This is a genomic window from Streptomyces mangrovisoli, from assembly GCF_000974985.2.
GTDB classification, from domain to species: Bacteria; Actinomycetota; Actinomycetes; order Streptomycetales; family Streptomycetaceae; genus Streptomyces; species Streptomyces mangrovisoli.
The window spans coordinates 1-26,045 of sequence record NZ_LAVA02000021.1 but is presented as its reverse complement, the minus strand read 5'-3'; the positions used below and the strand labels follow the sequence as shown (position 1 = coordinate 26,045).

Below are 26,045 nucleotides of genomic sequence, written 5' to 3'. Positions count from 1 at the left end.
CGTTCACCTCACTTGTACATCGTCTGGTTCACGGTTCCGGGTGCGTACGCGTCCGGGTCGACCCAGACGTTGATCAGCGACGGCTTGCCGGACTCGCGGGCCCGGCGCAGCGCCGGGCCGATGTCTGCCGGATCGCGGACCTCCTCGCCGTGGCCGCCGAGCATCCGCGCGAACTGGTCGTACGGCACGTCGCCGAGGGTGTTGCCGACCCGTTCGCGCTCCTTGCCGTACTTGGCGGCCTGGCCGTAACGGATCTGGTTCATCGAGGAGTTGTTGCCGACGATCCCGACGAACGGCAGGTCGTAGCGGACGAGGGTCTCGAAGTCCCAGCCGGTCAGGGAGAAGGCGCCGTCGCCGAAGAGGGCGACCACCTCCTTGTCCGGGCGGGCTCGTTTGGCCGCGAGGACGAAGGGGATGCCGACGCCGAGGGTGCCGAGCGGCCCCGGATCCATCCAGTGGCCGGGCGACTTGGGCTGGACGACCTGTCCGGAGAAGGTGACGATGTCGCCGCCGTCTCCGATGTAGATCGAGTCCTCGGTGAGGAAGTCGTTGATCTCGCTCACCAGCCGGTAGGGGTGGATCGGGGTGGCGTCGGACCGCAGCTGCGGCAACCGCTTGTCGAGCGCGGCCTGTTCGGCGGCGCGCAGCTCGTCCAGCCACTCCTTGCGCCCCGCCGCGCCGCCGTTGATCCGTCCGGAGGCCGCCTCGGTGACGGCGGCGAGGACCGCGCCCGCGTCGCCGACGATGCCGAGGTCGATGTCGCGGTTCTTGCCGACGGTGCGGTAGTCGAGGTCGATCTGCACGACGGTCGCGGCGGGGGAGAGGCGCTTGCCGTAGCCCATGCGGAAGTCGAAGGGCGTGCCGACGACCACGATGACGTCGGCGTTGGAGAAGGCGTAGCGGCGGGAGAGCTGGAAGTGGTGCGGGTCGCCCGGCGGGAGGGTGCCGCGTCCCGCGCCGTTCATGTAGGCGGGCAGGTTCAGGGCGCGCACCAGGTCGATCGCGGCCCGGGTGCCGCGGGTCGTCCACACCTGGCTGCCGAGCAGGATCGCCGGCTTCTCGGCGTGCGTCAGCAGGTCGGCGAGGCGCTCGACGGCGGCCGGGTCGCCGGCCGAGCGGGTCGAGGCGCGATAGGCGCCCGGCTTGGGCACCCGCGCCCGCGACAGCGGCACCTTGGCGTCGAGGACGTCGCGGGGTATCTCCAGGAAGGACGGTCCGGGCGCGCCGTGGTAGCACTCGCGGAACGCCATGGACACCATGTCCGCGACGCGCGCGGTGTCCGGCACGGTCGCCGCGAACTTCGTGATCGGGTTCATCATGTCGACGTGCGGCAGGTCCTGGAGCGAGCCCATCTTGTGCTGGGTGAGGGCTCCTTGGCCGCCGATGAGCAGCATCGGGGACTCGGCGCGGAAGGCGTTGGCGACACCCGTGACGGCGTCGGTGGTGCCGGGTCCGGCGGTGACCACCGCGCAGCCGGGGGTGCCGGTGAGCCGCGCGTGGCCGTCGGCGGCGTGGGCGGCGACCTGTTCGTGGCGTACGTCGACGACCGCGATGCCCTCGTCGACGCAGCCGTCGTAGATGTCGATGATGTGGCCGCCGCACAGGGTGTAGATGACCTCCACCCCCTCCGCTTTGAGTGCCTTGGCGACGAGGTGTCCACCCGAGATGAGCTCGTCGTTCTGGTCGCGGCCGGCGTCAGGCATGGCATCGGGCATGACGGAGTCCTGTCCCTTCGTAGGGGGTGGGAGCGGCGCTCGCGGTACATTGCATACAGTCGACGAATACTGTATGAAGCTTGTTATCCCGCATCCGGTGGGTGGTGTCCAGGGGGCGTGCGGCACTTTCGAGTCAGGAGCCGAAATGGACCTGTACGAGCACCAGGCAAGGGAACTCTTCGAGCGGCACGGCATCCCCGTCCCACGGGCCGAGGTCACCGACTCGCCCCGCGAGGCCCGCGAGATCGCCCGCAGGCTCGGCGGCCGCGCCGTCGTCAAGGCCCAGGTGAAGACCGGCGGCCGGGGCAAGGCGGGCGGCGTGAAACTCGCCCCCGACCCGGCGGCCGCCGAATCGACGGCCCGTCAGATGCTCGGCGCGGACATCAGGGGCCACCGGGTCGGCACGGTCATGCTCGCCGAACCCGTCGACGTCGAGCGGGAGTTCTACGTCTCCTACGTCCTCGACCGGGCCGCCGGCGGCTTCCTCGCGATCGCCTCGGCCGAGGGCGGCACCGAGATCGAGGAGACCGCGGCGACCCGGCCCGAGGCCGTGGCGCGCATCCCCGTCGACCCCGCCCGGGGCGTCACCTCCGCCGTCGCGGCCCATATCGCCAGCGCCGCGGGCCTGCCCGCGCGGACCGCCGACGTCCTGATCCGCCTGTGGCAGGTCCTGGTCCGCGAGGACGCCCTCCTCGTCGAGGTCAACCCGCTGGTCCGCACCCGCGACGGCCGCGTCCTCGCCCTCGACGGCAAGGTCACCCTCGACGACAACGCCCGCTTCCGGCAGAGCCGTTGGGGCGCCGAGCCGCGCGAGCACACCGACCCGCTGGAGGCCGAGGCCGCTGCCCGCGGGCTCACCTACGTGAAGCTGGACGGCGAGGTCGGTGTCATCGGCAACGGCGCCGGGCTCGTCATGTCCACCCTCGACGTCATCGCCGGCCGCGGCGCCCGCCCCGCCGACTTCCTCGACATCGGCGGCGGTGCCTCCGCCCGCACCATGGCCGACGCCCTCTTCGTCGTCCTCGCCGACCCGGCCGTGAAGTCCGTCCTCGTCAACGTCTTCGGCGGCATCACCGCCTGCGACACCGTGGCCGAGGGCATCCTGGGCGCCCTGGACGCCGTACACCTGACGAAGCCCCTCGTCGTACGCCTCGACGGCAACAACGCCGAGGCGGGCCGCGCCCTGCTCGACCGGCACGCGCACCCGCTGATCGAGCAGGCCACCACCATGGACGCCGCCGCGCACCGCGCGGCCGAACTCGCCCGCGCGGCCTGAGGAGTCGACACCATGGCGATCTTCCTGACCAAGGAGAGCAAGGTCCTCGTCCAGGGCATGACCGGCGGCGAGGGCAGGAAGCACACCCGCCGGATGCTCGCGGCCGGCACGGACGTCGTCGGCGGCGTGAACCCGCGCAAGGCGGGCGGCACCGTGGACTTCGAGCTGCCCGGCGGCGCCAACGGCTCGGCGGGGGAGCCGATCTCGCTCCCCGTCTTCGGCAGCGTCCACGAGGGCGTCGCCGCGACCGGCGCCGATGTCACCGTCGTCTTCGTGCCACCGCCCTTCGCGAAGGCCGCCGTTCACGAGGCCGTGGACGCCGGGACGGGCCTCGTCGTCGTCATCACCGAGGGCATCCCCGTCCACGACTCCGTCGCCTTCACGTCGTACGCCCGCACCCGCGGCACCCGCGTGATCGGCCCCAACTGCCCCGGCCTGATCACCCCCGGCCAGTCCGACGCCGGGATCATCCCGGCCGACATCGCCCGGCCCGGCCGCGTCGGACTGGTCTCCAAGTCCGGCACGCTCACCTACCAACTCATGCACGAACTCGCCGACATCGGCTTCTCCACCTGCGTCGGCATCGGCGGCGACCCCGTGATCGGCACCACCCACATCGACTGCCTGGCCGCCTTCCAGGACGACCCCGAGACCGAACTCGTCGTCCTCATCGGGGAGATCGGCGGCGACGCGGAGGAACGCGCCGCCGCCTACATCCGCGGACACGTCACCAAGCCCGTCGTCGGCTACGTCGCCGGCTTCACCGCGCCCGAGGGCCGCACCATGGGCCACGCGGGAGCGATCGTCTCCGGCTCCACCGGCACCGCCCGCGCCAAGCAGGCGGCGCTCGAGGCGGCGGGCGTACGGGTGGGGGTGACTCCGTCGGAGACGGCGGCGCTGGTGCGGGAGGCGCTGGGCGAGAGGCCCGGCGGCTGAGGCTCCCGCCCGAGCCCGGCGGCTGAGGCTCCTGCCCTGCTCGGCCCCCGCCCGAGCCCGCTTCGAAGCGGGCTCCGGCGCGGCGGACGACCCTGGCCACACTTCGCGCCACTCGTCCGTCCCCTTCGGATCCTCCCGATCCCCCGACCATCTCGCGCCCGTGCCCCGAGAGCGGAGCTGACGCATGGCACCCACCCTCACCACCTCACGCCCCACCCTGACCCTGAAGTCCGGCACGTCCTGGACGGACGCCTGGCAGCGGAGTCTCGCCGTCGCTCCCGAGGCGTTCCGCGACGACCGCGTCCTCAACCTCTGGAACGCGGCCTGGCGGGCGGACGGCCACGCCCGGCCCGCCACCAGCCCGGTCGACGCCGGCCCCATCGCCGGCGCGCCGCGCCTGGACGGCGCCACCGCCCACCAGGCCGTACGCGCCTGCCTCGACCAGCACCGCGCCTGGCGCCACGTGCCGCTCGCCGAGCGCCGGGCCCGCGTCGCCGCCACGCTCGACGCCCTGGCCGAGCACCGCGAACTGCTCGCCCTGCTGCTCGTCTGGGAGATCGGCAAGCCGTGGCGGCTCGCGCAGGCCGACGTCGACCGGGCCATCGACGGCGTGCGCTGGTACGTCGACGGCATCGAGCCGATGATCGCCGGCCGGGCCCCGCTGGACGGCCCCGTCTCCAACATCGCGAGCTGGAACTACCCGATGAGCGTGCTCGTGCACGCCATGCTGGTGCAGGCGCTGGCCGGCAACGCGGTCGTCGCGAAGACCCCCACCGACGGCGGCGTGGCCTGCCTGACCCTCGCCTGCGCGCTCGCGCACCGCGAGGGCATCCCGGTCACCCTGGTCAGCGGCAGCGGCGGCGAGCTGTCGCAGGCGCTGGTCCGGGCGCCCGAGATCGGCTGTGTCTCCTTCGTCGGCGGCCGCGACACCGGCGCCGCGGTGGCGACAGCCGTGGCGGACCTCGGCAAGCGGCACATCCTCGAACAGGAGGGCCTCAACACCTGGGGCATCTGGAACTTCACCGACTGGGACGCCCTGACCGCCGTCGTCCCCAAACTCTTCGACTACGGCAAGCAGCGCTGCACCGCCTACCCGCGCTTCGTCGTCCAGCGCGAACTGTTCGACGAGTTCCTCGCGGCGTACCTGCCCGCGGTCCGCACCCTGCGGGTGGGCCACCCGCTCGCCGTCCACCAGGACGACGACCCGTTCCCCGAGCTGGACTTCGGCCCCGTGATCAACGAGGCCAAGGCCCGGGAGCTGCGCGCCCACGTCGCCGACGCGATCGACCGGGGCGCCGTACCGCTGCATCGCGGGCGGCTGTCCGACGCCCGGTTCCTGCCCGGCCAGGACACCTCGGCCTACGTCCAGCCGGTCACCCTGCTCGGCCCGCCGCCGTCGTCGCCGCTGCACCACGCGGAGCCGTTCGGCCCGGTCGACACGATCGTCCTGGTCGACACGGAGGCGGAGCTGCTCGCGGCGATGAACGCGTCGAACGGCGCCCTGGTCGCCACGCTCTCCACGGACGACCGGGCGGCGTACGACAGGCTGGCCCCGCAGATCCGCGCCTTCAAGGTCGGCCACGGCAAGCCCCGCTCGCGCGGCGACCGGGACGAGCTCTTCGGCGGCTTCGGCGCGTCCTGGCGGGGCGCCTTCGTCGGCGGCGAACTCCTGGTCCGCGCGGTCACGCGGGGCCCGGCGTCGGAACGCCTGCCGGGCAACTTCCCGGAGTACCAGCTGATGCCGTGACCTGACGCTGGGTCCCGCACCCGACTCAGATCCCGCACCCGACTCAGGTCCCACTCCTGACACCCGGTCCACCTTCCCTCACCCTGCGCGACGACCCCTCCCACCTGCGCTTCCTTCCTGCCCCGACCCCTCTCACCTGGACGGATATGCAGGTGAAACGCACTCCGAAACCTTGGTATTGTTGTGCCTGTCGCCGCGGGGAGCACCCCCGGTCGGGCGGCAGACACCTTGTCCGGGTGGCGGAATGGCAGACGCGCTAGCTTGAGGTGCTAGTGCCCTTTATCGGGCGTGGGGGTTCAAGTCCCCCCTCGGACACTCTTCGTAGTCACACCGAAGCGAGGGCCTCGACCTGACGGTCGTGGTCCTCGTTCGTTTCTGGGGCTGCCACCGGTCCGGATGCCCCTTCGGCTCAGGATGCCTGGTCCAGCTGTCCCTGGTGCATCCACGCGATGACGTCGAAGACACGCAGGATCCCTATGTCCTCCCCGATTCCGGCCTTCTGGCGGAGACGGATCAACTGATCGCGCAGCGCGCCGTTGTCCGCCCGCAGTGCCGCAGCCAGCGCAGCCCAGAACGAATGATCCGTCGTCGGGCGCCGGAAGAGTTGCTTGATGCGCCTGTCGTAGACCGGGATCAGGTGAGGTCGCTTGCGGGCCAGGAGCTTGCCCGCGATCACGGGGCCGCTGCCGTCGGGCTTGCGGTCGTGGTCCGCTGCGACGGCCAGGTGCTCCCACAGCTCCCACGCGGGACCGCCCTTCGCGACGAGCGGATCGTTCAAGGGATCTTCGAGGCGGGCGTCGCGAGGAATCTGTGACAGCAGGCGAGTCCACCGACGGTCGGGATCGGCCAGCAAGTCGATGGAGCCGTGGGGCTTGAGCGAGACGCGCAGCATGGTGAGGGCGATCAGGTCGTTGCTGTCGAAGCGGTTCGCGACGTGTTCGGCGTCCCCGCCGCCACCCAGCCGCTCGAAATGGGCTCCGGAGTAGAAGAGATCACCGGCCTGGCGCAGGCGGGTGAAGTATTCGACCAGCAGCCCGGCTGCCTCGTCCGCGTCCCAGTAGACCTCGGGGATTTCCAGTCCGGTCAACGCAGATCCTTCCGTCTCCTGTTGTCGGTGATATGTGCGGCGCGTGGCGGTGCGCCGGTCGGTGCAGCCCCCGAGCGGGACGTCCATGGCGGTCGGTTGCGCGTCCCGCGTGGTTGCAGGACCAGTCCTACGGCCTGCGGGGCTCCACGAACTTATGGGGTGATGGCGCCCGACCGCCAGGATGCCGGACGCGCTGGAACAGAGAACCTAGCCCACGGGGATGCGATCCCGGCGGCTCAGGCGATGGACATCCTTATGGCGTATGCCGTACGGGTCCGCCGACGTGGGGCGGGCGGGTCGGTCCGGCGACCGCCCGCCTCCGGGTTTGTTGCGTTTCCCAACTGGCGCGGTGGCGTTTGCCGGGCTGGTCAGCCGACCTTGGTCCACTTCTGGCAGCCCTTGGTCTCGAAGTACTCGCCCTTGTTGACCGTCACGCGCCCTTGGCCCTGCAGGTTCTCGTTGGCGATGATCGCGTCGAGTTCTCCGGAGGCATCCTTGGTGCGTGCCCAGTAGCAGTTCTCGATGATGGTGTCTTCGTCAGGTCCCGCGGTCTTGTACGTGCCGGCCTGCATGTCCTCCCCGACGAGGTACTGACCTTCACCCTCGACCGTGGTGGCCGGGCCGGGCTTCTTGGTCGGCTTCGGCTTGACGGTGACCTTCTCTGTGACCGTGGCCTTCGGCTGCGGCTTGCCGTCAGCTGCGCCCGCGGTCCTGGTGACGGTGACGGTCGGGGCGGGCGCGGCGGAGTCGTCCTTGCCGCCGGAGTCCCCGTTGCCGCCGATGGCAGCGCCGACCACGAGCGCGACGAACGCGGTCACGCCATGGGTCAGCCAGGCTCTGCGACGCGACGGCTTCGGCGCCCCCGGCTGCGCTGCCGGGGATTGCAGGCCTCCGTCCGGCGTGACCGGCGGTACCGCGCTCCAGCTCGATGTGGCGCCCGTGCCGTAGGGCCACGGGTTGCCGGGCGGCGGTGTCGAGGGCTTGTGACTCATGGCAGTGATCCTCCGGTTAGGCGTTGCGGCACTTGGTCATCTCAAGGTGTCAGCCGCCTCGGTGATGGAATCGGAGAAGCACTGATAACCCCTATTATCGGGAGGGTTAACCGTGACCCGGTCGACTGGTTGTAGATTGCTGACTGCTGCCCCACCGAAAGGGGCGGACCGCGAGGCGCCGGGGAGAGGGAACGCCGGCCCCGGGGCTCAAGGGGAGAGGGGGGACATGCCCATGACCACGCACGCGGCTGCTCAGGCGCCGACCGGGACGCCGTCCGAGACCCCCTCGGAGACGCCCTCCATCGTGCCCGAAACCCCGGCCTGGCGGATGACATACGCCGAGATCGCCGCCCTCGCCCAGGTCAAGCGCCCTGTCCCCACCACCTGGGCCCGCCGCCACCCCGACTTTCCCGCACCCGTCTCCCACGAAGACGGACGTCCCCTGTTCGACGCCCGTGCGGTCGTCGAGTGGCTTGCCTCGACCGGCCGCGGCAACACCGACTCCCGCCGGCTCCGTGCCGAGCTGGCCCTGCACACCCTGGCTGCCTGGCGCACCCCGTCGCTGCCCGCGCCCGTCCTGGTCAATGCCCTGACTTCGCTGGTCTGCCTGCACCAGCAGCTGGACGCGCCCGTCGCCGACGGCCGCCCCTGGGACCGCCTCCTGGACGACGCCGCCGACCTCGACCCCGAGGACCGTTTCCTCCTCGCCGAGCTGCGTGCCCTGCCCGACCCCGGGCACACCGGCCCAGCTCTCGCCGAACTCGCCGACGAACTGATCGACGCCGCCTACAACCCCGCCGAGGCCTTCGACTGGATCCTCCAGGCCCGCCACCGTCTCGGCTCCCGCGATCTGACCGCCGACGAGCCCACCCCGGCCGTGGTCCGCGCGCTCGCCGCCCTGTCCGGTGCCGACACCCTGCACGAGGGATCGGTCATCGCCGTGCCGTACGCCCGCGCCGGCGACTTCCTGGCCGCCCTGCACGACCAGGCCGACGAGGACTCCGGCCACACCTACCTGGCCGCCGACCCCGACCCGGCCCGGGTACGTCTCGTACGCCGCCGGATGCTGGTGCGCGGGGTGTACGAGTTCCGGCTCGACGTCGTCCCCGGCGAGGAACTGTCCGCCGATGAATGGGGCGACCCGGACCTGCTCGTCTGCGCTCTCCCCTACGAGGCCGCCGAGACCCGCGACCCCAAGGCGGTCCTGGACCGGGTCGCCGCCCTCACCGACTACCTGGACACCGGCTCCGTCGCGGTCGTCCTCGGCCCCGCCGACGTCCTGACCGGCCCGCTCGCCCGGCACGGTGCCGCGGACCGCCTGCGCCGCTCCTTCCTCGAACCGGGCCTTCTGAAAGCCGCGATCAGCCTGCCCGACGGCGCGTACGCCTTCCGCCCCGGCTACCGTACGGCGGTCTGGCTGCTCGCCCGCGTCCCGGAGGACAAGCGCACCGGTCTCGTCCTGCTCGCCGACTACTCCGCCCAGCCGCTGACCGAGCCCGTCCTCGACACCCTCGCCGAGGACATCGCCATCTGGCGCACCTCCGGCTGGACCCCCGACCCACGCCACGAACCGCGCCACGCCGCCATCGTCCGCGGTGCCGACCTCGACGGCCGCCCCGGCGCCGCGTTCACGCCTCAGCACCGCACGCTCGCGTCCCGCCACACCCGGACGGTAGTCGAGCGCCCGGCGTTGATCTCCGACCTGGAGCGCCGCCTGAGCGAGCTCCAGGAGCGTTCGCGTACCGGCGAACTCCGGTTGCACGCACAGGCGGAGCTGCGCCCCGAGAACCAGCCGGTGCGCCGTACGTCCGTCGGCCGCCTGCTACGCACCCGACGCCTGCGCCGCCGTCCCGGCCACCGCTTCGCCCCCGAGCACCTCACCGCCGTTGGCCATTACCCGGTCCTCACGCCTGACGAGATCCTGGGCCACGCCCGGGTCGGCGACCACCGGATCGACCGTGGCATCCTCCTCACCGCCTACGAGCACGCCCAGTTCACCTTGCCCGGCGACCTCGTCGTCACCGCCAGCCCGCACTTCGGTGTGTACGTCGACACCGAGGGCGTCTCCCTGGTCGCGGCCCCGGCCCGCATCCTGCGGGTGCACCCGGACGCAGATCCGCCCGTACGGCCCCGGGTGCTGGCCTCGTTACTGCGTGCTGCCGCCGCCGAGCACGCCCGCACCAGCGGTGCCGTCCGCGCGTCCCGGCGGATCGAGGACCTCGTCGTCCCCGACCTCAGCCGCGCCGAGGCCGACCTCTACGAGGCCGTACTGGCCGAGATCGAGGGCAGGGCGGAGCTGTTGCGCGAGCAGAGCGCCGCACTCGACGACTTGACTCGCGTGGTGGCGGCCGGCATGGCCGACGGCACGCTCACCATCCAGCAACTCCCGCACACCACGACTGACATCGTCACCGACTGACATCGACGCCCACTGAAGGAGACGGTCCACCCGATGCCTCCACGCCAGAAGAAGCCCGCCGACCAGGCGGAGCTGTTCACAGCGTCCACCGCCAAGGAGATCCAGGACATCCTCTGGAAGGCAGCCGATAAGCTGCGCGGCTCCATCGACGCCGCGCAGTACAAGGAGTTCGTGCTCGGTCTCATCTTCCTCAAGTACGTCTCGGACGCCTTCGAGGAGCGGAGGCAGGAGCTGGCCAAGGAGCTTGGCGAGGACGGCATTTCCGAGGACCAGATCGGCGACTTCCTGGAGGACCGCGACGAGTACACGGGCGCCCACGTCTTCTGGGTCCCGGAGACCGCCCGCTGGTCCTGGATCGCCGCCAACGCCAAGGCGCAGGGCGTCGGCAAGCTCCTGGACGAGGCGATGGACGCCATCATGCGGGAGAACGCCGCCCTCACCGGTGTCCTCCCGAAGATCTTCAACCAGGACCGCGTCGACCAGAAGCGCCTCGGCGAACTCGTCGACCTCATCAGCGACGCCCGCTTCGGCGGCAACGAGGAACGGCCGGCGCAGGACCTGCTCGGCGAGGTGTACGAGTACTTCCTCGGCAACTTCGCGCGGGCAGAGGGCAAGCGGGGCGGGGAGTTCTACACGCCGAGTTCCGTCGTCCGGCTGATCGTCGAGATCCTGGAGCCGTACGAGGGCCGGGTGTACGACCCGGCGTGCGGCTCGGGCGGCATGTTCGTGCAGGCGGCCAAGTTCATCGAGGCTCACCGGGGGCGCGGCCACAAGGCCGACATCTCCGTCTACGGCCAGGAGTTGAACGAGCGCACGTGGCGCCTGGGCAAGATGAACCTGGCCATCCACGGCATCGACGGCAACCTCGCCGCCCGCTGGGGCGACACCTTCGCCGACGACAAGCACGCGGACCTCAAGGCCGACTTCGTCATGGCCAACCCGCCCTTCAACATCAAGGACTGGGCGAGGGACGAGTCGGACCCGCGCTGGAAGTACGGGGTTCCGCCGCGAAACAACGCCAACTACGCGTGGCTCCAGCACATGATCTCGAAGCTGGGGGAGCGGGGCACGGCGGGCATCGTCCTGGCCAACGGCTCGATGAGCTCGCAGTCGAGCGGCGAGGGCGAGATCCGCGCGGCGCTGGTGGAGGCCGACCTGGTGGCGTGCATGGTGGCGCTGCCGTCACAGTTGTTCCGTACGACGCAGATCCCGGCGTGTTTGTGGTTCCTGTCCCGCGACAAGTCCCCGCAGGGGGCACGGCGGTTGGATGACCGGCGGGGCGAGATCCTGTTCATCGACGCCCGGGGGCTGGGCGAGATGGCGGACAGGACGGAGCGCGTCTTCGCCGAGGCCGACGTCAAGAAGATCGCCGACGCCTATCACGCCTGGCGGGGCACGCCTTCGGCCCGCGAGGCCGGCCTGACGTACGAGGACGAGCCGGGCTTCTGCTACTCGGCCGATCTGGAGACGGTGCGGGAGCACGGGTATGTGCTTACGCCGGGGCGGTACGTGGGGGCCGTGGAGGCTGAGGAAGAGGACGCGGAGGCCGTGGCTGAGCGGATCAGCGCGTTGACGGAGGAGTTGTTCGCGTTGTTCGACAAGTCGGCTGATCTTGAGAAGACGGTGCGCGAGCAGTTGGGGAGGGTCGATGTCTGAGTGGGACCGTCGAAGGCTCGGTGACCTCTGCACTCGTATTACCGTCGGGCATGTGGGGTCGATGGCATCCCGCTACGCGGAAAGTGGGATTCCTTTTCTGCGCTCGCTAAATGTCAAACGCGGCCGACTCGATCTTTCCGTGTTGAAGTACATTGACGAAGGGTTTCATGCCGAGCTGGCAAAGTCGCAGCTGAAGCCTGGCGATCTGGCAATCGTTCGAACCGGTGAACCTGGTGCTACGGCAGTGATCCCCGACGATTTGGGGCCGATGAACTGCTCCGACCTGGTAATTGCTACACCGGGGCCGGAAGTTGACGCACGTTACCTGTGCTATGCGATTAACGAGACCGCGCAAGACTTCGTGAAGGCGCACACGGTTGGGGCTGTTCAACAGCACTTCAATGTGAAGTCGGCGAAGGAGCTTGTGCTCAGCGTGCCACCTCTCTCTGTCCAGGAGGCGCTAAGCGGGTTGCTCGGGGCGCTGGATGACAAGATTGCCGTCAACGAGCGCATCGCGGCCAGGTCTGAAGAGTTGGCGCTGGCCTTGGCCTCTCAAGGGCATTGGAAGCGGCGGGTGCGCGTCGAGGAAATCTGTGTTCTCCGAAAGGAGCAGGTCTCCCCGCGCGAGATCAGTGAGGAGTCTGTTGACCACTACAGTCTCCCTGCTTTTGACGTGGGGCAGATGCCGGAGCGTGTCTCTCCTGAGGCTATCCGGAGCGCGAAGTTCTCCGTCAGCGAACCAGTTGTGTTGCTGTCAAAGCTGAATCCGGAAATCCCCCGAGTCTGGCACGTTGAGCCAGATCCTCGTGCTCCCTCTCTGGCATCGACCGAGTTCCTGGTTCTGGCCCCGAATAGCCCACTGGCATCGCACGAATTGTGGGCAGTCCTGCGCCAGCGGAACTTCTTGGACAGCCTTGCATCCAAGGTGACTGGCACCTCGAAGAGCCACCAGCGTGTGCGGCCCGCAGAGGCGATGGCGACTGAGGTTGTCGATCCCCGCCAGTTCGGAGAAACAGGGGCTCAGATCCGGAGCCTCTGCGGCAGGGCAATGCTGGCGCGGCAGGAGTCCCGGGCCCTCGCCACCCTCCGCGACACCCTCCTCCCTCAGCTCATGTCCGGTCGCCTCCGTGTCAAGGACGCCGAGAAGATTGTCGAGGATGCCACGTGACCACATCCCACGACGGGAACACGCACGACGACGACAGAGCCAACCGCCGCCCCACCGAGGCAGACTGGGAGATCCTCGCGCTGGACGAACTCGCCGAGTTGGCCTGGCTGCCGGCCGGCGGGAACGAGTTCGCGCCCGGGTCCGGGCACCGGAAGTCCTGGGACGACCTGATCCTCTACCCAGACCTCCACGAGGCGATCGAGCGGCTGAACCCCGAGCTGCCCCCGGACGCCGTACGGGACGCCGTGGCGGCTGCCGTGACCCCCGGCTCGCAGGACACCTATGAGGAGAACCGGACCGCGAGCCGCTTCCTCACCTCCGGCATACGTTCGGTCACCTACACCGACAACTTCGGCGCCGAGCACAACCCCACCATCCGCCTCCTCGACCTGGCCGACCCCGAGTCGAACACGTACCGCGCCTTGAACCAGGTCACCGTCATCGACGGCGAGAAGAACCGCCGCTTCGACGTCGTCCTGTACGTCAACGGCCTGCCCCTCGCCGTCATCGAGCTGAAGCGGGCCGGCGACGAGGACGCCACACTCCAGACGGCCCACGCCCAAGTGGCGCGGTACGTGGAGGAGTTCCCGACCGCGTTCCGCTACAACGCGATCGTCCTTCTCTCCGACGGCATCACGGCCAAGTACGGCACACCCTTCACCCCGTACGAGCACTTCGCCCCTTGGAACACGGACGAGTTCGGCGCCCGCGTCGACCCGCTGACGGCGGACGGGTTCGCGGAGTCGGGGCAGAACCTGGCCGTCCACGGCCTGTTCACCCAGTCCCGTTTCCTCCAACTGGTCCACTCCTTCATCAACTTCGTGCCGTCGAAGCGGATGAAGCGCATCGCGAAGCCGCACCAGTACCACGCGGTCACGCGTGCCGCCGAAGCCGTTCGCACGGCCTCTGCCAGCGACGGTAAGGCCGGCGTCGTCTGGCACACCCAGGGTTCCGGCAAGTCGGAGGAGATGGTCCTCACCACCACCCTGGTGATGAGGGACCCGGCTCTCCTGAACCCCACGGTCGTGGTCGTCACCGATCGCACCGATCTCGACGACCAGCTCTACACGACGTTCCAGGAGAGCGAGATCCTCCCGGAGACGCCGAAGCAGGTCGTCACCCGCGCCGAACTCCGTGAGGAGCTGGCGGCGAAGAGGACGGGAGGGATCCTCTTCACCACGCTCCAGAAGTTCGGCAAGACGAAGGAGGAGCGGGAGTCGGGCGTCGACCACCCGATGCTCTCCGACCGGCGGAACATCGTCGTGATCGTCGACGAGGCCCACCGCAGCCACTACGACGACCTGAACGGTCTCGCCCGCCACCTGCGCGACGCGCTGCCGCACGCCACGCTGCTCGCCTTCACCGGAACGCCGATCTCGGAGGCTGACCGCAACACCCGCGAGGTGTTCGGCGACTACATCGACGTCTACGACCTCAAGCGGGCCGCCGACGACGGCGCGACCGTGAAGGTCTATCACGAGAGCCGCGTCATCCAGCTCGTCCTGGACCGTGACATCGACCCGACCACCATCGACGAGGAGGCCGACCGCATCACCGACGGCCTCGACGACACCGAACGCCGCCGCGTCGAGCAGGCCGTCGCGACGATGAACGCCATGTACGGCGCCCCGGCCCGGATAAGGGACCTGGCCGCCGACCTCGTGGAGCACTGGGAGGCCCGGCGCGAGCGGATGAAGCCGTTCGTCGGTGCTTCCGAGGCCGGCGGGGCGCCCGGCAAGGCCATGGTGGTGTGCGCGACCCGCGAGATCTGCGTCCGCGTCTACGACGCCCTGCGCGAGCTGCGGCCCGAGTGGCACAGCGACCAGCCCGACACCGGCGTCATGAAGATCGTCTTCTCGTCGGACTCGCGCAAGGACTCACCGGCGCTGCTGGCCCACGCCCTGCGTGACAGCGTGCGCAAGACGGTCATCAACCGGGCCAAGAACCCCGACGACGAGCTGGAGCTGCTCATCGTCAACAACATGCTGCTGACCGGCTTCGACGCGCCGCCGATCCACACCATGTACCTGGACCGGCCGCTCAAGGGCGCCAACCTGATGCAGGCTCTCGCCCGCGTCAACCGGCGGTTCCGCGGTAAGGAGGACGGCCTCCTCGTCGGCTACGCCCCGCTCACGGAGAACCTCCAGCGGGCCATCGCCGAGTACACCGACGCCGACCAGCAGGACCGCACCCTCGGCCAGGACGTCGAGCGCGCCCTGGACGAACTGCGCAACGAGTACGACGTACTCACCGGCATCCTGCGCGGCTTCGCCTGGGAGCCGTTGCTCGACAAGCCGGGCCCCAGGGCCTTCGTCGACGCGGCCCTGCGCACGGCGAACTACCTGCTCGACCCGCTCTCACCCGGCAACAACCCCGACCAGCTCGACGACCCCCGCGAGACCCTGGGTCGCCGTTTCCGTGACCACGCCTACCGCCTGGAGCGCTTCTGGGCGCTGGCCGGCAGCTCAAAGGATGTCGGGGACCGGTTCGCCGACCGGCCCGCCTGGAAGCGGCACATCCAGTTCTTCGTCGAGGTCCGCGCCTACATGGCCAAGCTGGACGCCATGAACCGCGAGGCACGCGGGCTGCCGGTGGCCCGGGACGTCGAGCTGTACCTGTCCCAGTTGACATCGTCGGTCGTGGAGACCGGCGGCGTGACGGACCTGTTCGCCGAGGCGGGACTTGAGACCGCCGACCTGACGCATCTCAGTGACGCGCTCGTCGCCCAGCTCCAGCAGAGCGACACCCCGCACCTGGCGGCCGAAGCGCTGCGGCGGCTCGTCGAGCGGAAGATGCGCGAGGTCACCCGGCACAACATCGTCCGGCAGACCACGTTCTCCGAGCGCCTCCAAGACCTGATGGTGCGTTACATGCGCCAGCAGTACACCAGCGCCGAACTCATCGCCAAACTTGTGGAGATGGCGAAGGAGGTCGCCGCCGACGCCCGCCGCGGCGAGAAGTTCGAGCCGCCGCTGAACTGGCGCGAGCTGGCCTTCTACGACGCCGTCGCCGACCACGGCACCGCCCGCTCGCTCATGGGCGACGAGGTCCTGGCCGGCATCGCCCGAGAGCTGGTCGCCGAGGTCCGCCGCCAGCTCAAGCCCGACTGGATCGCCCGCGAGTCCGTCCGAGCCCGCCTGCGCAGCACGATCAAGCGGCTCCTGGCCCGCAACAAGTACCCGCCGGACCAGCAGAAGGAAGCTATCGACCTGGTCCTCCGCCAGATGGAACACTTCGCCAACGAGTGGTCCATGAACGGTATGTCGGACGGTTGAGCGGCGGAGAGCCGGTTGCCCGAGGCGACAGCACAGTCCTCGTGGTGTGTCGCAGGAGGGCGAACACCTCGTAATCAGATTGGTCAAGGAACTGATTGACCCTAGGGGGATTCTTGAGTGAACTCATGGACCTTGTTGCGAAGCTTGAGCATCAAGTCAGGGAGGCAGATGAGGCTCAGCAGATCGCGGACCGCCTCTCAGAAGCGTTCGAGGAACTGCTCGACGAAATCCGGCAAGTCTGTTCCACTGTTTCTGAGATCAGGTTCGAGCTGGATGGATACATCGCGGACTGCGACTTCGAGGCCGTCCAGCGCTCCACATACGAGCTCCGCGGAGCCACTGATGGCGACAGCCTGCTACCTGTTCTTCGTCAGGCCCTCATGCTTCAAGCGCTCAGAGACGGTGGGATGCTCCCGGACCTGGGAGTGATTGAGCAGTTGCCGGAGTTGCCTGCCGAGGAGTTGGCGCACCCTACTCTCACCCTGGAAGTTCTACTGCGTGACTCCGAGAAGGGATTCAACGAGAGGGAGGCGTCCCTACGACGAATCTGGTGCGAAGAAGGTGAAGAGGCTGACCTTGAGGATGCTCTCCAAGACGCGCGAGCGGAGGCTATCCGAGACCGGGCGAACCGCGCAGGGCGGCACCTCATGGAACTTTGCGAGTACATCATCGAAGAACTGTGTCCTGAGCTTGAGGTCAGCGCCGAGAACGGGAATGTCATGGGGGCCCTCGAGACGCTTGCGGCCATAGATGCTGCTGGCAGGGAGGCAGGACCGGCTTACAAGGTCTATGAAGTGGCGCTTTCTGAGAAGTATAAAAACAGCCCTCACCCGCTGGGTGTAGTGGACGAACATCCCACGTTGTTCGAAATCTCGCTTGGAACCCGGTGAGTCCAGATTGGGAAGAGAGCAGTCGATGGCTCTGCCGATCGAGACCCCGGTCGGCAGAGCCTCACGACCAATGCGAGTGTCAGGTGTGCGTCTTTACTGAGGCACGTCGGACGAACCCCACCCACGCCTCACGCGAGACGGTGACGACCGACCCGGCAGCGGCCTTGGAGTCGCGGACGTGGACGACTGCCGCGCCGTCGGCCACCTCCACGCAATCACCGCCCTCGGCTCCGCTGTAGCTGCTCTTGAACCATGCCAGGCCGGAGACTGCGGTCGAGGTCTCAGCGTTGTTCATAGCTCTCCCAGCAACCCTTCGACGAACTCCAGCGACTCTCGCGGACTGAGAGCCTGCGATCGGATGATCCCATAGCGGGCGGCGGTCATGGAGGCTTGGTCAGGGTCGGTCTGGAGAGCGCTAGTCCCCTGCACCTCGGTGTACACGAACCTCTTGCCCCCCTTCTGTGTGACCACGGTGAACGGTCCGTCCACGCCGGCGCTTTCTTCCGAGTGCAGTGGCATGACCTGGATTTCTACGCTGGGCTTCTGGCCGATGAGCAGAAGCTGCTCCAACTGCCCGCGAAGCACCATCCGTCCGCCGTAGCGACGCCGCAGTACTGCCTCGTCCATCACGAAACTCAACAGCGGCGCGGGCTTACGGTCGAAGATTTCCTGCCGGGCCAACCGTGCGGCGACCCGCTGTTCGACGATATCTTGGTCCAGAGGAGGGCGGCGCATCCCGAGCAGCGCCCTCATGTACTCCTCGGTCTGAAGCAGGCCCTTCACCACCAGGGTGTCGTACGACAGCAGCTCGATCGCCTCCTTCTCCAACGCCGCCATCCCCTGGAAGAACACCGGATACTGCGCCCGTTCCACCTGCTCCTTCCATAGGCACAGCAAGCCGCCCGCGGCCAGCACCTCGTCCGCCCGCTCGATCGTCCGGGGCGACGGGATCCTCCGTCCCTGCTCGAACGACGCGACTGTGGACGCCGAGTATCCGATCCGCCTGCCGAACTCCTCCCGTTCCAGCCCCGCGCGCAGCCGCAGGGTCTTCATGGTCTGGCCGAAGGCCATGACGACACCCTTGCCGCCCTCGTCCTCGGGGCGTCGCCCCGCCCCGTCGTCGTTCTCCCAGCTGTCCCCGAGGCTGACGGCCCCCGGTGCGTCCGAGTCTTCCTGGCGTGCTCCGGGGACCGTCCTGGCTCCTCCCACCCTGCCGATGCCCTCCGCCATGCCCTCACCGCCTCCTGGACCCAACTCCCGTGTCAGCGACGCCGTAACGGCTCACGGTGCGTACACGCGCGGGCGGGGCGCGTACAACCGGCGCCTGTCACAGCGTCACCGCTGGTCACGCTACGCGACCGACGGGACCGTTGACGGCATGACGGCGAAACCCACCGAACCCATGACCCGCACGGGCACTGTTCGCACCACCGGCCCCTCCGCCCCCCGGCGCACTGCCGCTGAATCACCGCTCGTCGAGGGCGACTTCGAGATGTGCTTCACGTCCACGCCCCGCGGGGCCCGCCTCGCGCGTCGCCTGGCGGCGGTCCGGCTGAACGCGTGGGGCATGCCCTACGGCACCGACGCGCACGACTCGATCGTGCTGATCGTCGCCGAGCTCACCGCGAACGCCGTGCGGCACGGACACGTCCCCGGCCGGGACTTCCGCCTGCGCCTGCACACCGCACCGGACGGCCGTACCGTGCGCGTGGAGGTCACCGACACCCGCGCCGAACGCCAGCCCCGCCGCCCCCGAGGCCCGGCCCTCCCCGGCGGCGCCGCCGGGGAGGAGGAGGCAGGCCGCGGGCTGGTCCTCGTATCGCACCTCGCGACCCGCTGGGGCTGGCACCCACGCCCGGACGGACCGGGAAAGACGGTGTGGGCCGAGTACGAGCCCTTCAGCGAATTGAGTTCAGCGAATCAACTTCCTTGATAACCAGGGTTATCGCGTCTTCGCAACCGCACGTGACCACCCCACTCCTACGGTTCCCGTACGTCGACACGGAAGCCACAGGAGGCACCAGATGGACGCGACGCACGCACATGGCAGCAACGCGCTGCCGCTGCCCCAGCTCGTCGAGGCGCGGTTGGCCCAGGACCCCAAGCTCACCGAGGGGGTGAGGAACCGTATCCGCGAGGCGCTCGGCGACTCCCAGGACGGGGGCGAGTCCCACGCCGTCGCCGGTCCCGTCTACCTGGGAAAGGTCACGGTCCGCGGCTTCCGCGGCGTCGGTTCGCAGGCGCGGCTGAACCTGCGGCCGAAGCCGGGAGTCACCCTCGTCGTCGGACGCAACGGCTCCGGCAAGTCGAGCATCGCCGAGGCCGTCGAAACCCTGTTCACCGGCACCAACGCCCACTGCGCCGGTCAGCACCCGAACCGCGCCGTGCGCTGGCGCAACCTGCACCAGGGTGAACAGACCACCGTCGAGGCCAAGTTGACCGTCGAGGGCGACCCCTCGCCGAGCACCCTCACCCGCACCTGGACGGGCGAGGCGTTCACCGACTCCCAGGCACTGCTCAGACGGCCGGGACACGGCACCGTCCCGCTGGAACAGGTCGGCTGGGAGCAGGCGACGCGGGCGTACCGGCCGTTCCTGTCGTACGTCGACCTGGGCAACCTGATCAACGGCAAGCCGTCCGAGATGTACGACAACATCGCCGCGATCCTCGGACTCGACCATCTCAACGCCGCCGTGCGGCGGTTGACGGCCGCGAAGAAGGAACTCGACGCCGTCGTGAACGCGGAGAAGGAGAAGAAGCCGCTTCTGCACGCGGCACTGGAGGATGTGGAGCACGACGACCGGGCGCTCAAGGCCCTCGTCGCGATGGACGAGAAGGGCGGACCCGACCACGTCGTCCTCGACGCCCTGATCGCCGGTGTGCCCACGGCCGACGAGGGCCGGCTGCGGGAGGCACGGCTGGAGGCCGCCGCGGAGGGGCCCGACCTCCAGCAGGTCGGCGTCGCCGTCGACGCGCTGCGGAACGCCCTCGCCGACGTCGACGACCTGAAGGGCACCGCGGCCGCCGACGCCCACAGCAGGGCCCAGCTGCTCCAGGCGGCCCTGAGCCACAGCGACCGCCACGCCGACGACACGGCCTGTCCGGTCTGTGGCACGGAACAGGTCCTCGACCGGGAGTGGGCCTCGCGCGCCGAGGTGCAGATCGCCGCGCTCCACCACGAGGCCGAGGCGGTGCGCGAGGCCGAGGCCGGCCTGCGTAAGGCGACGCGGACCCTGCACGACATGGTCCTCATGCCGCGGGAGGTGCCGGCCGTGCTGACCGCCCCGTGGCAGACCTGGGGCGACTGCCGGCGGATCACCGACCCCGCCGAACTCGCCGAGCGCGCGCTCGGGGCCGCGGTGACCCTGGCGGATGCGTGCGAGGTCGTGGCCAGGAAGGCGCGTGAGGAACTCGCGGCCAAGGACGAACGCTGGCGTGGGGTCGTCGACCTGCTGGCCGAGTGGACGAAGCTGTTCCGCGAGGCCGAGGCCGCCAGGCCGCGCAGGACGGAGGTCGGCGCCGCCCTCACCTGGGTCAAGAAGGTGACGACGGAGGTCCGGGACGACCGTGTCAACGCCTTCTCCGACCACACGCAGCGGATCTGGGAGAAGCTCCGCCGTCAGAGCAGCGTCGACCTGAAGCCCGTCAGTCTGCATGGCAGCGAGCGGGCCAACGTGCGCAAGCTGATCATGGATGTGGCCGTCGACGACACCGAGGCCCCGGCGCTCGGCGTCATGAGCCAGGGCGAACTGCACTCGCTCGCCCTCTCCCTGTTCCTGCCCCGCGCGGCCACGGCCGACAGCCCGTTCGGCTTCGTCGTCATCGACGACCCCGTGCAGTCCATGGACCCGGCGAAGGTCGACGGCCTGGCCCAGGTGCTCGACGAACTCGGCCGCGAGCGGCAGGTCGTCGTCTTCACCCACGACACCCGACTTCCGCACGCCTTCCGCAGCCAGGGCCTGCCCGTGACCGTACTGAAGGTGGAGCGCGGCGAGCGGTCCAACGTGCACGTCACCTCCGAGACGGACCCGGTCAAGGAGGCCATCGACGATGCCATGGCCCTCGCCCACACCACCGGCTGCCCCGACACGGCACTGCGCAACGTCCTGCCGTCCCTGTGCCGCGAGGCCCTGACCATGGCGATCGTCGAGGCGGCCTGGATTCGTCGGAGCCGCACCGGGCAGCCCGCCGACCGCCTGCAGGCCGCCATCGACGAGACCGAACGGCTCATCCCACTCGCCTCCTTCGCCCTCTTCGACGACGGTCTCGTCCACCCCGACGACGAGGTCAGGAGCCGTCTGCGCACCCTGTACGGAGGCGAGAGCACGGCCCTGATCAACCAGTGTCAGCGCGGCGCCCACCCCGACGGCTTCCTCCCGCACGACCCGGTCGCCTTCGTCAGGAAGGTGGAGGACCTCGCCGACCGGATCCGCAAGCCGGGGGTGAACGCCTGATGCGCGCCATCCGCACGAGCGCCGACACCGTCGCCGCGCTCCTCGCGACCGCCGACAGCCTCCTCGTGGCGGACCTGGGCGGCCCGCTGACGCCGGCCGGCCAGGCCCGTGGCGCGGCCTACGCCCTGCGCATCGCCCTCGAAGCGGCCGTGGACGCGGCCCTCGCCGCCGAGGCGGCCGGGCTCCGCCAGGTCACCATGCGAGCGAAACTGCTCTGCCTGCGCCACTATGCCGGCCCCGACCTGGCCCACCGAGTCAACTCCCTGTGGAGCGGACTCAGCACGAGCTGCAAGTACCACCACGACGAACTCGGCCCGAGCCACGCCCAAGTAGGCGCCTGGCGGACGGTCGTCGAGGCGGTCGTCACGGACCTCGCCGAGCGTGCGTGAGGGACGTGACGTCAGCTCGCCGTGCCGCCCGCGACCCACTTGCTCCACGACATGTTCCAGTCGCTGAGGCCGTTGCCCGGGGACACCGTGGTCTTGCCCGTGGAGTTCTTGACGACCACGACGTCACCGACCATCGAGTTGTCGAAGAACCACGCGGCGGGCGTCTTGCCGTCGTCGGCGTTGCGCACGTCCTTCAGGCCGACGCAGCCGTGGCTGGTGTTGACCTTGCCGAAGACCGAGTCGCCGCCCCAGTAGTTGCCGTGGATGAACGTGCCCGAGTCGGTCAGGCGCATGGCGTGCGGCACGGCCTCGATGTCGTAGGAGGGCTTGCCGTTCTTCTCCGTGAGGCCGACGGTCGCACCGTTCATGTGGATCTGCCGGTACTTCTCGGAGATGACCATCTGGCCGTTGTACGTCGGGTGCTCGAGGCTGCCGGACGAGATGGGGATGGTCCGGATCGTCTTGCCGTTCCGCTTGACGGTCATCTGCTTCGTCTTGGCGTCCACGGTGCTGATCTGGCTTCGGCCGATCTTGAACGTGGACGTCTTCTCGACGCCGTCGAGGGTCATCTTCACGGTGACGGTGGAGCCGGGCTTCCAGTAGTGCGCGGGGCGGAAGTCCAGTCGGCTGCTGCTGAGCCAGTGGCCGACGACCCGCTCGCCGCTGCTGGAGCTGACCTTGATCTTCGAGGCCACCGCGGCCTTGTCGCCGATCGCCTTGTCGAAGGTGAAGCTCACCGGCATGCCCACGCCGACGGTCGAGCCGTTCTCGGGGGAGAGGTGCCCGACGAAGTCGTTGGCCGGGGAGACCGTGGAGATCGTGGCGTTCTCGGTGGCGGAGCGGCCCTTCGCGTCCGTCGCCTCCGCGGCGATCTGGTACCGGGTGGCCTGCTTCAGCGTGCCGTTCGCCTTCCAGGACGTGCCGTCCGCGGACAGGGTGCCCCGGACCTCGGTACCGGTCGCGACGGCGGTCATGGTCACCTTGGTGAGCTTGCCGTCGCCGACGGTGACGCGCACGGGATCGGCGGTGCCGACGCCGTGGGATCCCGGTCCGGGCGTGATCGTTATTCGCGCGTCGGACGTGCTCTGAGCGGCCGCCTTGTCCGTCTGTGCCTGGGTCTCCGGGTGGGCCGTGGTGTCGTTGGTCGCCGCGTAGCTGGTACCGCCCAGCGCCGTGACCGCGAGAGCGCCGGCCGTGGCCATCAGTACCGTGCGTCGCTTGCGTGCCGTGAACAAACTCTTCTCCCATGCCGTTGGTCGGTGCATCCCCCGGAGCTGGCGACTGAAGGGGAAAATCAGCTACGAAGAAGCATTTTTGTGCATTGGTCCCATTTGCGGGAGGGGTTTGTGGCATGACTCACCTGGTGCGCGGCCGCCGGTCCGCGGCTCTCGGCCTGTCGTCATCGGCCCACGGCCGCCGGCTCGCGACCGTCCGCCTGTGGCCGTCCGCCTGCGGTTGCAGCCCCGTAGGTCCGTCGCCATCGGCCCGGCCTGAGCCGCGCCCGCCGAGGCGTTCGCTGATACTGAGGAAATGGGCAAACTCGGGCGAAATGTCCCATCGAGTCGGCGGGGGGACGGTGTCCCGCCGGAGTCCGAGCCGCCGGGAGCCGGCCCGGAGGCCCATCGCCCGCCGATCGGCCGACGGGTGCGCTCGGCGCTGACCCCGCGCAGCGTCGCCGGGCAGGTCTTCCTGCTCCAACTGGTGATCGTCCTGGTGCTCGTCGCCACGGCCGTGGTGGTGCTCGTGGTCCAGGACCGCAACCGGGCGATCAAGCAGGCCGGTGACTGGTCACTGGCGGTGGCCCAGACGTTCGCCAACGCGCCGGGCACCGCGGCGGCGATGAAGAGCGACAACCCCACCGCGGTCCTCCAGCCCCGTGCCGAGGCGGTGCGCAAGGAGACCGGCGTCGACTACGTCGTGGCGCTGAGCCCCTACGGCTTCCGGTGGACCCACCCGGATCCGAACCTGATCGGCAAGCACGTCTCCACCTCCTACGACGAGGCGCTCAACGGCAAACCCCACCAGACCACGTTCGACAGCAGCCTCGGGAAGGCGGTCGACTCGACCGTGGCCGTCTTCGACGCCAAGGGGACCGTCGTCGGCCTCGTCACCGTCGGGGTCACGGTGGACAAGGTGGCCAGCGTGGTGCAGCGCCAGCTGCCGGTGATCTACACCGCCGGCGGTGTCGCGCTCCTGCTGGCCGCGGGCGGGTCGGCGCTCGTCAGCGCGCGGCTACGGCGCCAGACCGCGGGCCTCGGGCCGGTGGAGATGACCCGCATGTACGAGCACCACGACGCCGTGCTGCACGCGGTCCGGGAAGGCGTGATCATCCTGGACGGCGACGGAACACTGCTGCTGGCCAACGACGAGGCGCGCCGCCTGCTCGCGCTGCCGCCGGAGGCCGAGGGCAGACCCGTCACCGCGGTCGGACTGAGCCCGGCCCTGGCCGCGCTGCTGGGTTCCGGCCGGGCCGCGACGGACCAGGTCTTCCTGGCCGGGGACACCCTGCTCGCGGTCAATGTGCGGCCGGTGGGCCCCAAGGGGGGCAGCGTGGCCACCCTGCGGGACACCACGGAACTGCGCGCCCTCGCCGGCCGGGCGGACGTGGCGGGCGGGCGCCTGCAACTGCTCTACGACGCCAGCACCCGCATCGGCACCACCCTCGACGTGCAGCGCACCGCCGAGGAACTGGCCGAGGTCGCGGTCCCGCGCTTCGCCGACTTCGCCACCGTCGAACTCGTGGAGCCCGTGCTGCACGGCGAGGAGCCGACCGGGGCGAGCACGGCGATGCACCGCGTCGCGGCGGCCGGCATCCGGGACGACGCGCCGCTCTCCCCGGTCGGGACGCGTTTGCAGCACGTGCCCGGCCATCCCGTGGCCATCGGCGTGGCCACCGGCCGGCCGGTGCTGGTGGAGAACCTCGCGACGGCCGACGGCTGGCGGGCCCAGGACCCGGAGCGGACGCGGAGGATCCTCGAACACGGCATCCACTCCATGATCTCGGTGCCGCTCCAGGCCCGCGGACAGCTGCTCGGGGTGGTGGAGTTCTGGCGCTCGGAGCAGGACCCGTTCGAGCGGGACGACCTGTCCCCGGCCGAGGAACTGGCCGCCCGGGCAGCCGTGTGCATCGACAACGCCCGCCGCTACACCCGCGAGCACATCACGGCCGTCACCCTCCAGCGCAGCCTGCTGCCCGGCGTGCTCCCCGAGCTGTCCGCGCTGGAGGTCGGGCACCGGTACCTGCCCGCCCAGGCGGGGGTGGGCGGCGACTGGTACGACGTCATCCCGCTGCCGGGTGCCCGGGTGGCCCTGGTCGTCGGCGACGTCGTAGGACACGGGCTGCACGCGGCCGCGACGATGGGCCGGCTGAGGACGGCGGTGCACAACTTCGCCGCCCTGGATCTGCCGCCGGACGAGATCCTCGGGCACCTGGACGACCTGATCACCCGGATCGACGAGGACGCGGCGGCCGAGACCATCACCGGCGCCACCTGCCTGTACGCGGTCTACGACCCGGTCAGCGGGCGATGTGTCGTGGCCCGGGCCGGCCATCCCGGTCCGGCGCTGGTCGCGCCCGACGGCTCCGTGACCTTCCCCGACATCCCCGTCGCCCCACCCCTGGGCGTGGGGGCGGGGCTGCCCGTGGAGACGGCCGAACTCGTGCTGGCCGCGGGCAGCAGGCTGGTCCTGTACACCGACGGCCTGGTCGAGGCCCGCGGCCGCGACATCGACACCGGGCTCGACATGCTGCGGGACGCGCTCGCCCATACGGACGCCACCACCCCCGACGACACCTGCCGGGCGGTGCTCGACGCGATGCTGCGCACCAAGGCGAGTGACGACGTCGCCCTGCTCGTGGCCCGCACCCGGCTGCTCGACCCGGATCAGATCGCGGAGTGGGAGGTGCCCGACGATCCCGCCGCCGTCTCCCGCATCCGCGCCGAGGCCACCCGCCGGCTGGAGGCCTGGGGGCTCGGCGAGGCCGCCTTCACCACCGAGCTGGTCCTCAGCGAGCTGGTCACGAACGCCATCCGGTACGGC

18 protein-coding genes and 1 tRNA gene are annotated in these 26,045 nt (G+C 69.9%); 13 read left to right on the top strand and 6 right to left on the bottom strand.

Features of this window, described 5'->3' with window-relative positions; all coding sequences use genetic code 11:
• Window positions 1-8 precede the first annotated feature (8 nt).
• On the bottom strand, window positions 9-1,703 hold the full coding sequence (locus tag WN71_RS10770; protein WP_046586560.1) for a thiamine pyrophosphate-binding protein: 1,695 nt from the start codon (window positions 1,701-1,703) through the stop codon (window positions 9-11).
• Between the two features lie 157 nt (window positions 1,704-1,860).
• On the opposite strand from WN71_RS10770, the gene sucC reads away from it, so the two are divergent.
• The 4 genes from sucC (at window position 1,861) to WN71_RS10750 (ending at window position 5,989) form a co-directional block, all read left to right on the top strand.
• A complete protein-coding gene (sucC, locus tag WN71_RS10765; RefSeq protein WP_046586529.1) occupies window positions 1,861-2,991 on the top strand; it encodes an ADP-forming succinate--CoA ligase subunit beta in 1,131 nt (376 codons plus the stop codon).
• A 12-nt stretch (window positions 2,992-3,003) separates the two neighbouring features.
• Window positions 3,004-3,927 carry a succinate--CoA ligase subunit alpha gene (sucD, locus tag WN71_RS10760; RefSeq protein WP_046586530.1) on the top strand — a complete coding sequence of 308 codons (924 nt, stop codon included), beginning with the start codon at window positions 3,004-3,006 and terminating at the stop codon, window positions 3,925-3,927.
• Between the two features lie 184 nt (window positions 3,928-4,111).
• Window positions 4,112-5,674: an aldehyde dehydrogenase family protein gene (locus WN71_RS10755; protein ID WP_046586531.1), complete on the top strand. Its 1,563-nt coding sequence runs from the start codon at window positions 4,112-4,114 to the stop codon at window positions 5,672-5,674.
• 230 nt (window positions 5,675-5,904) lie between these two features.
• A tRNA-Leu gene (locus tag WN71_RS10750) sits at window positions 5,905-5,989 on the top strand.
• Window positions 5,990-6,083: 94 nt separating this feature from the next.
• Here the strand turns inward: WN71_RS10750 and WN71_RS10745 are convergent.
• Complete coding sequence (locus tag WN71_RS10745) at window positions 6,084-6,761, bottom strand: DUF6308 family protein (RefSeq protein WP_052743064.1); 678 nt, start codon at window positions 6,759-6,761, stop codon at window positions 6,084-6,086.
• Window positions 6,762-7,129: 368 nt separating this feature from the next.
• Window positions 7,130-7,753 (bottom strand): hypothetical protein, encoded by a 624-nt coding sequence (locus WN71_RS10740; RefSeq protein ID WP_240529628.1) that lies wholly within the window; start codon window positions 7,751-7,753, stop codon window positions 7,130-7,132.
• A 226-nt stretch (window positions 7,754-7,979) separates the two neighbouring features.
• On the opposite strand from WN71_RS10740, the gene WN71_RS10735 reads away from it, so the two are divergent.
• The 5 genes from WN71_RS10735 to WN71_RS10715 all read left to right on the top strand — a co-directional run bounded on the left by WN71_RS10735 (window position 7,980) and on the right by WN71_RS10715 (window position 17,161).
• A complete protein-coding gene (locus WN71_RS10735; protein ID WP_240529627.1) occupies window positions 7,980-10,172 on the top strand; it encodes a DNA methyltransferase family protein in 2,193 nt (730 codons plus the stop codon).
• A 33-nt stretch (window positions 10,173-10,205) separates the two neighbouring features.
• Entirely contained in the window at window positions 10,206-11,828 is a 1,623-nt protein-coding gene (locus WN71_RS10730; protein WP_046586533.1) for a class I SAM-dependent DNA methyltransferase, read from the top strand.
• Window positions 11,821-12,996, top strand: coding sequence for a restriction endonuclease subunit S domain-containing protein (locus tag WN71_RS10725; protein WP_143074828.1), 1,176 nt, complete (start codon window positions 11,821-11,823; stop codon window positions 12,994-12,996). The genes WN71_RS10730 and WN71_RS10725 overlap by 8 nt, the downstream gene beginning before the upstream one ends.
• A complete protein-coding gene (locus tag WN71_RS10720) occupies window positions 12,993-16,271 on the top strand; it encodes a type I restriction endonuclease subunit R (RefSeq protein WP_046586535.1) in 3,279 nt (1,092 codons plus the stop codon). The genes WN71_RS10725 and WN71_RS10720 overlap by 4 nt, the downstream gene beginning before the upstream one ends.
• A gap of 113 nt (window positions 16,272-16,384) precedes the next feature.
• Entirely contained in the window at window positions 16,385-17,161 is a 777-nt protein-coding gene (locus WN71_RS10715) for a hypothetical protein (RefSeq protein WP_143074827.1), read from the top strand.
• 79 nt (window positions 17,162-17,240) lie between these two features.
• Here WN71_RS10715 and WN71_RS10710 read toward each other — a convergent pair whose 3' ends face one another.
• Window positions 17,241-17,456, bottom strand: a complete 216-nt coding sequence (locus WN71_RS10710) for a DUF397 domain-containing protein (RefSeq protein ID WP_046586539.1) — start codon at window positions 17,454-17,456, stop codon at window positions 17,241-17,243.
• On the bottom strand, window positions 17,453-18,391 hold the full coding sequence (locus WN71_RS10705) for a helix-turn-helix domain-containing protein (RefSeq protein WP_079177798.1): 939 nt from the start codon (window positions 18,389-18,391) through the stop codon (window positions 17,453-17,455). Before WN71_RS10705 ends, WN71_RS10710 begins: the two co-directional genes overlap by 4 nt.
• Before the next feature lie 148 nt (window positions 18,392-18,539).
• Between WN71_RS10705 and WN71_RS10700 the strand changes: the two genes are divergently transcribed.
• From WN71_RS10700 to WN71_RS10690, 3 genes are all read left to right on the top strand, one after another.
• Window positions 18,540-19,094, top strand: coding sequence for an ATP-binding protein (locus WN71_RS10700; protein ID WP_079177797.1), 555 nt, complete (start codon window positions 18,540-18,542; stop codon window positions 19,092-19,094).
• Window positions 19,095-19,185: 91 nt separating this feature from the next.
• The gene (locus WN71_RS10695; protein ID WP_046586540.1) at window positions 19,186-21,615 is read left to right on the top strand and encodes an AAA family ATPase; all 2,430 of its coding nucleotides are present in this window, start codon (window positions 19,186-19,188) and stop codon (window positions 21,613-21,615) included.
• On the top strand, window positions 21,615-22,004 hold the full coding sequence (locus WN71_RS10690; protein WP_046586541.1) for a hypothetical protein: 390 nt from the start codon (window positions 21,615-21,617) through the stop codon (window positions 22,002-22,004). The genes WN71_RS10695 and WN71_RS10690 overlap by 1 nt, the downstream gene beginning before the upstream one ends.
• Window positions 22,005-22,015: 11 nt before the next feature.
• Here WN71_RS10690 and WN71_RS10685 read toward each other — a convergent pair whose 3' ends face one another.
• Window positions 22,016-23,206, bottom strand: a complete 1,191-nt coding sequence (locus WN71_RS10685; RefSeq protein ID WP_079177796.1) for a L,D-transpeptidase — start codon at window positions 23,204-23,206, stop codon at window positions 22,016-22,018.
• A gap of 328 nt (window positions 23,207-23,534) precedes the next feature.
• Between WN71_RS10685 and WN71_RS10680 the strand changes: the two genes are divergently transcribed.
• On the top strand, window positions 23,535-26,045 hold a 2,511-nt coding region (locus WN71_RS10680; RefSeq protein WP_071369819.1), incomplete at its 3' end, for a SpoIIE family protein phosphatase.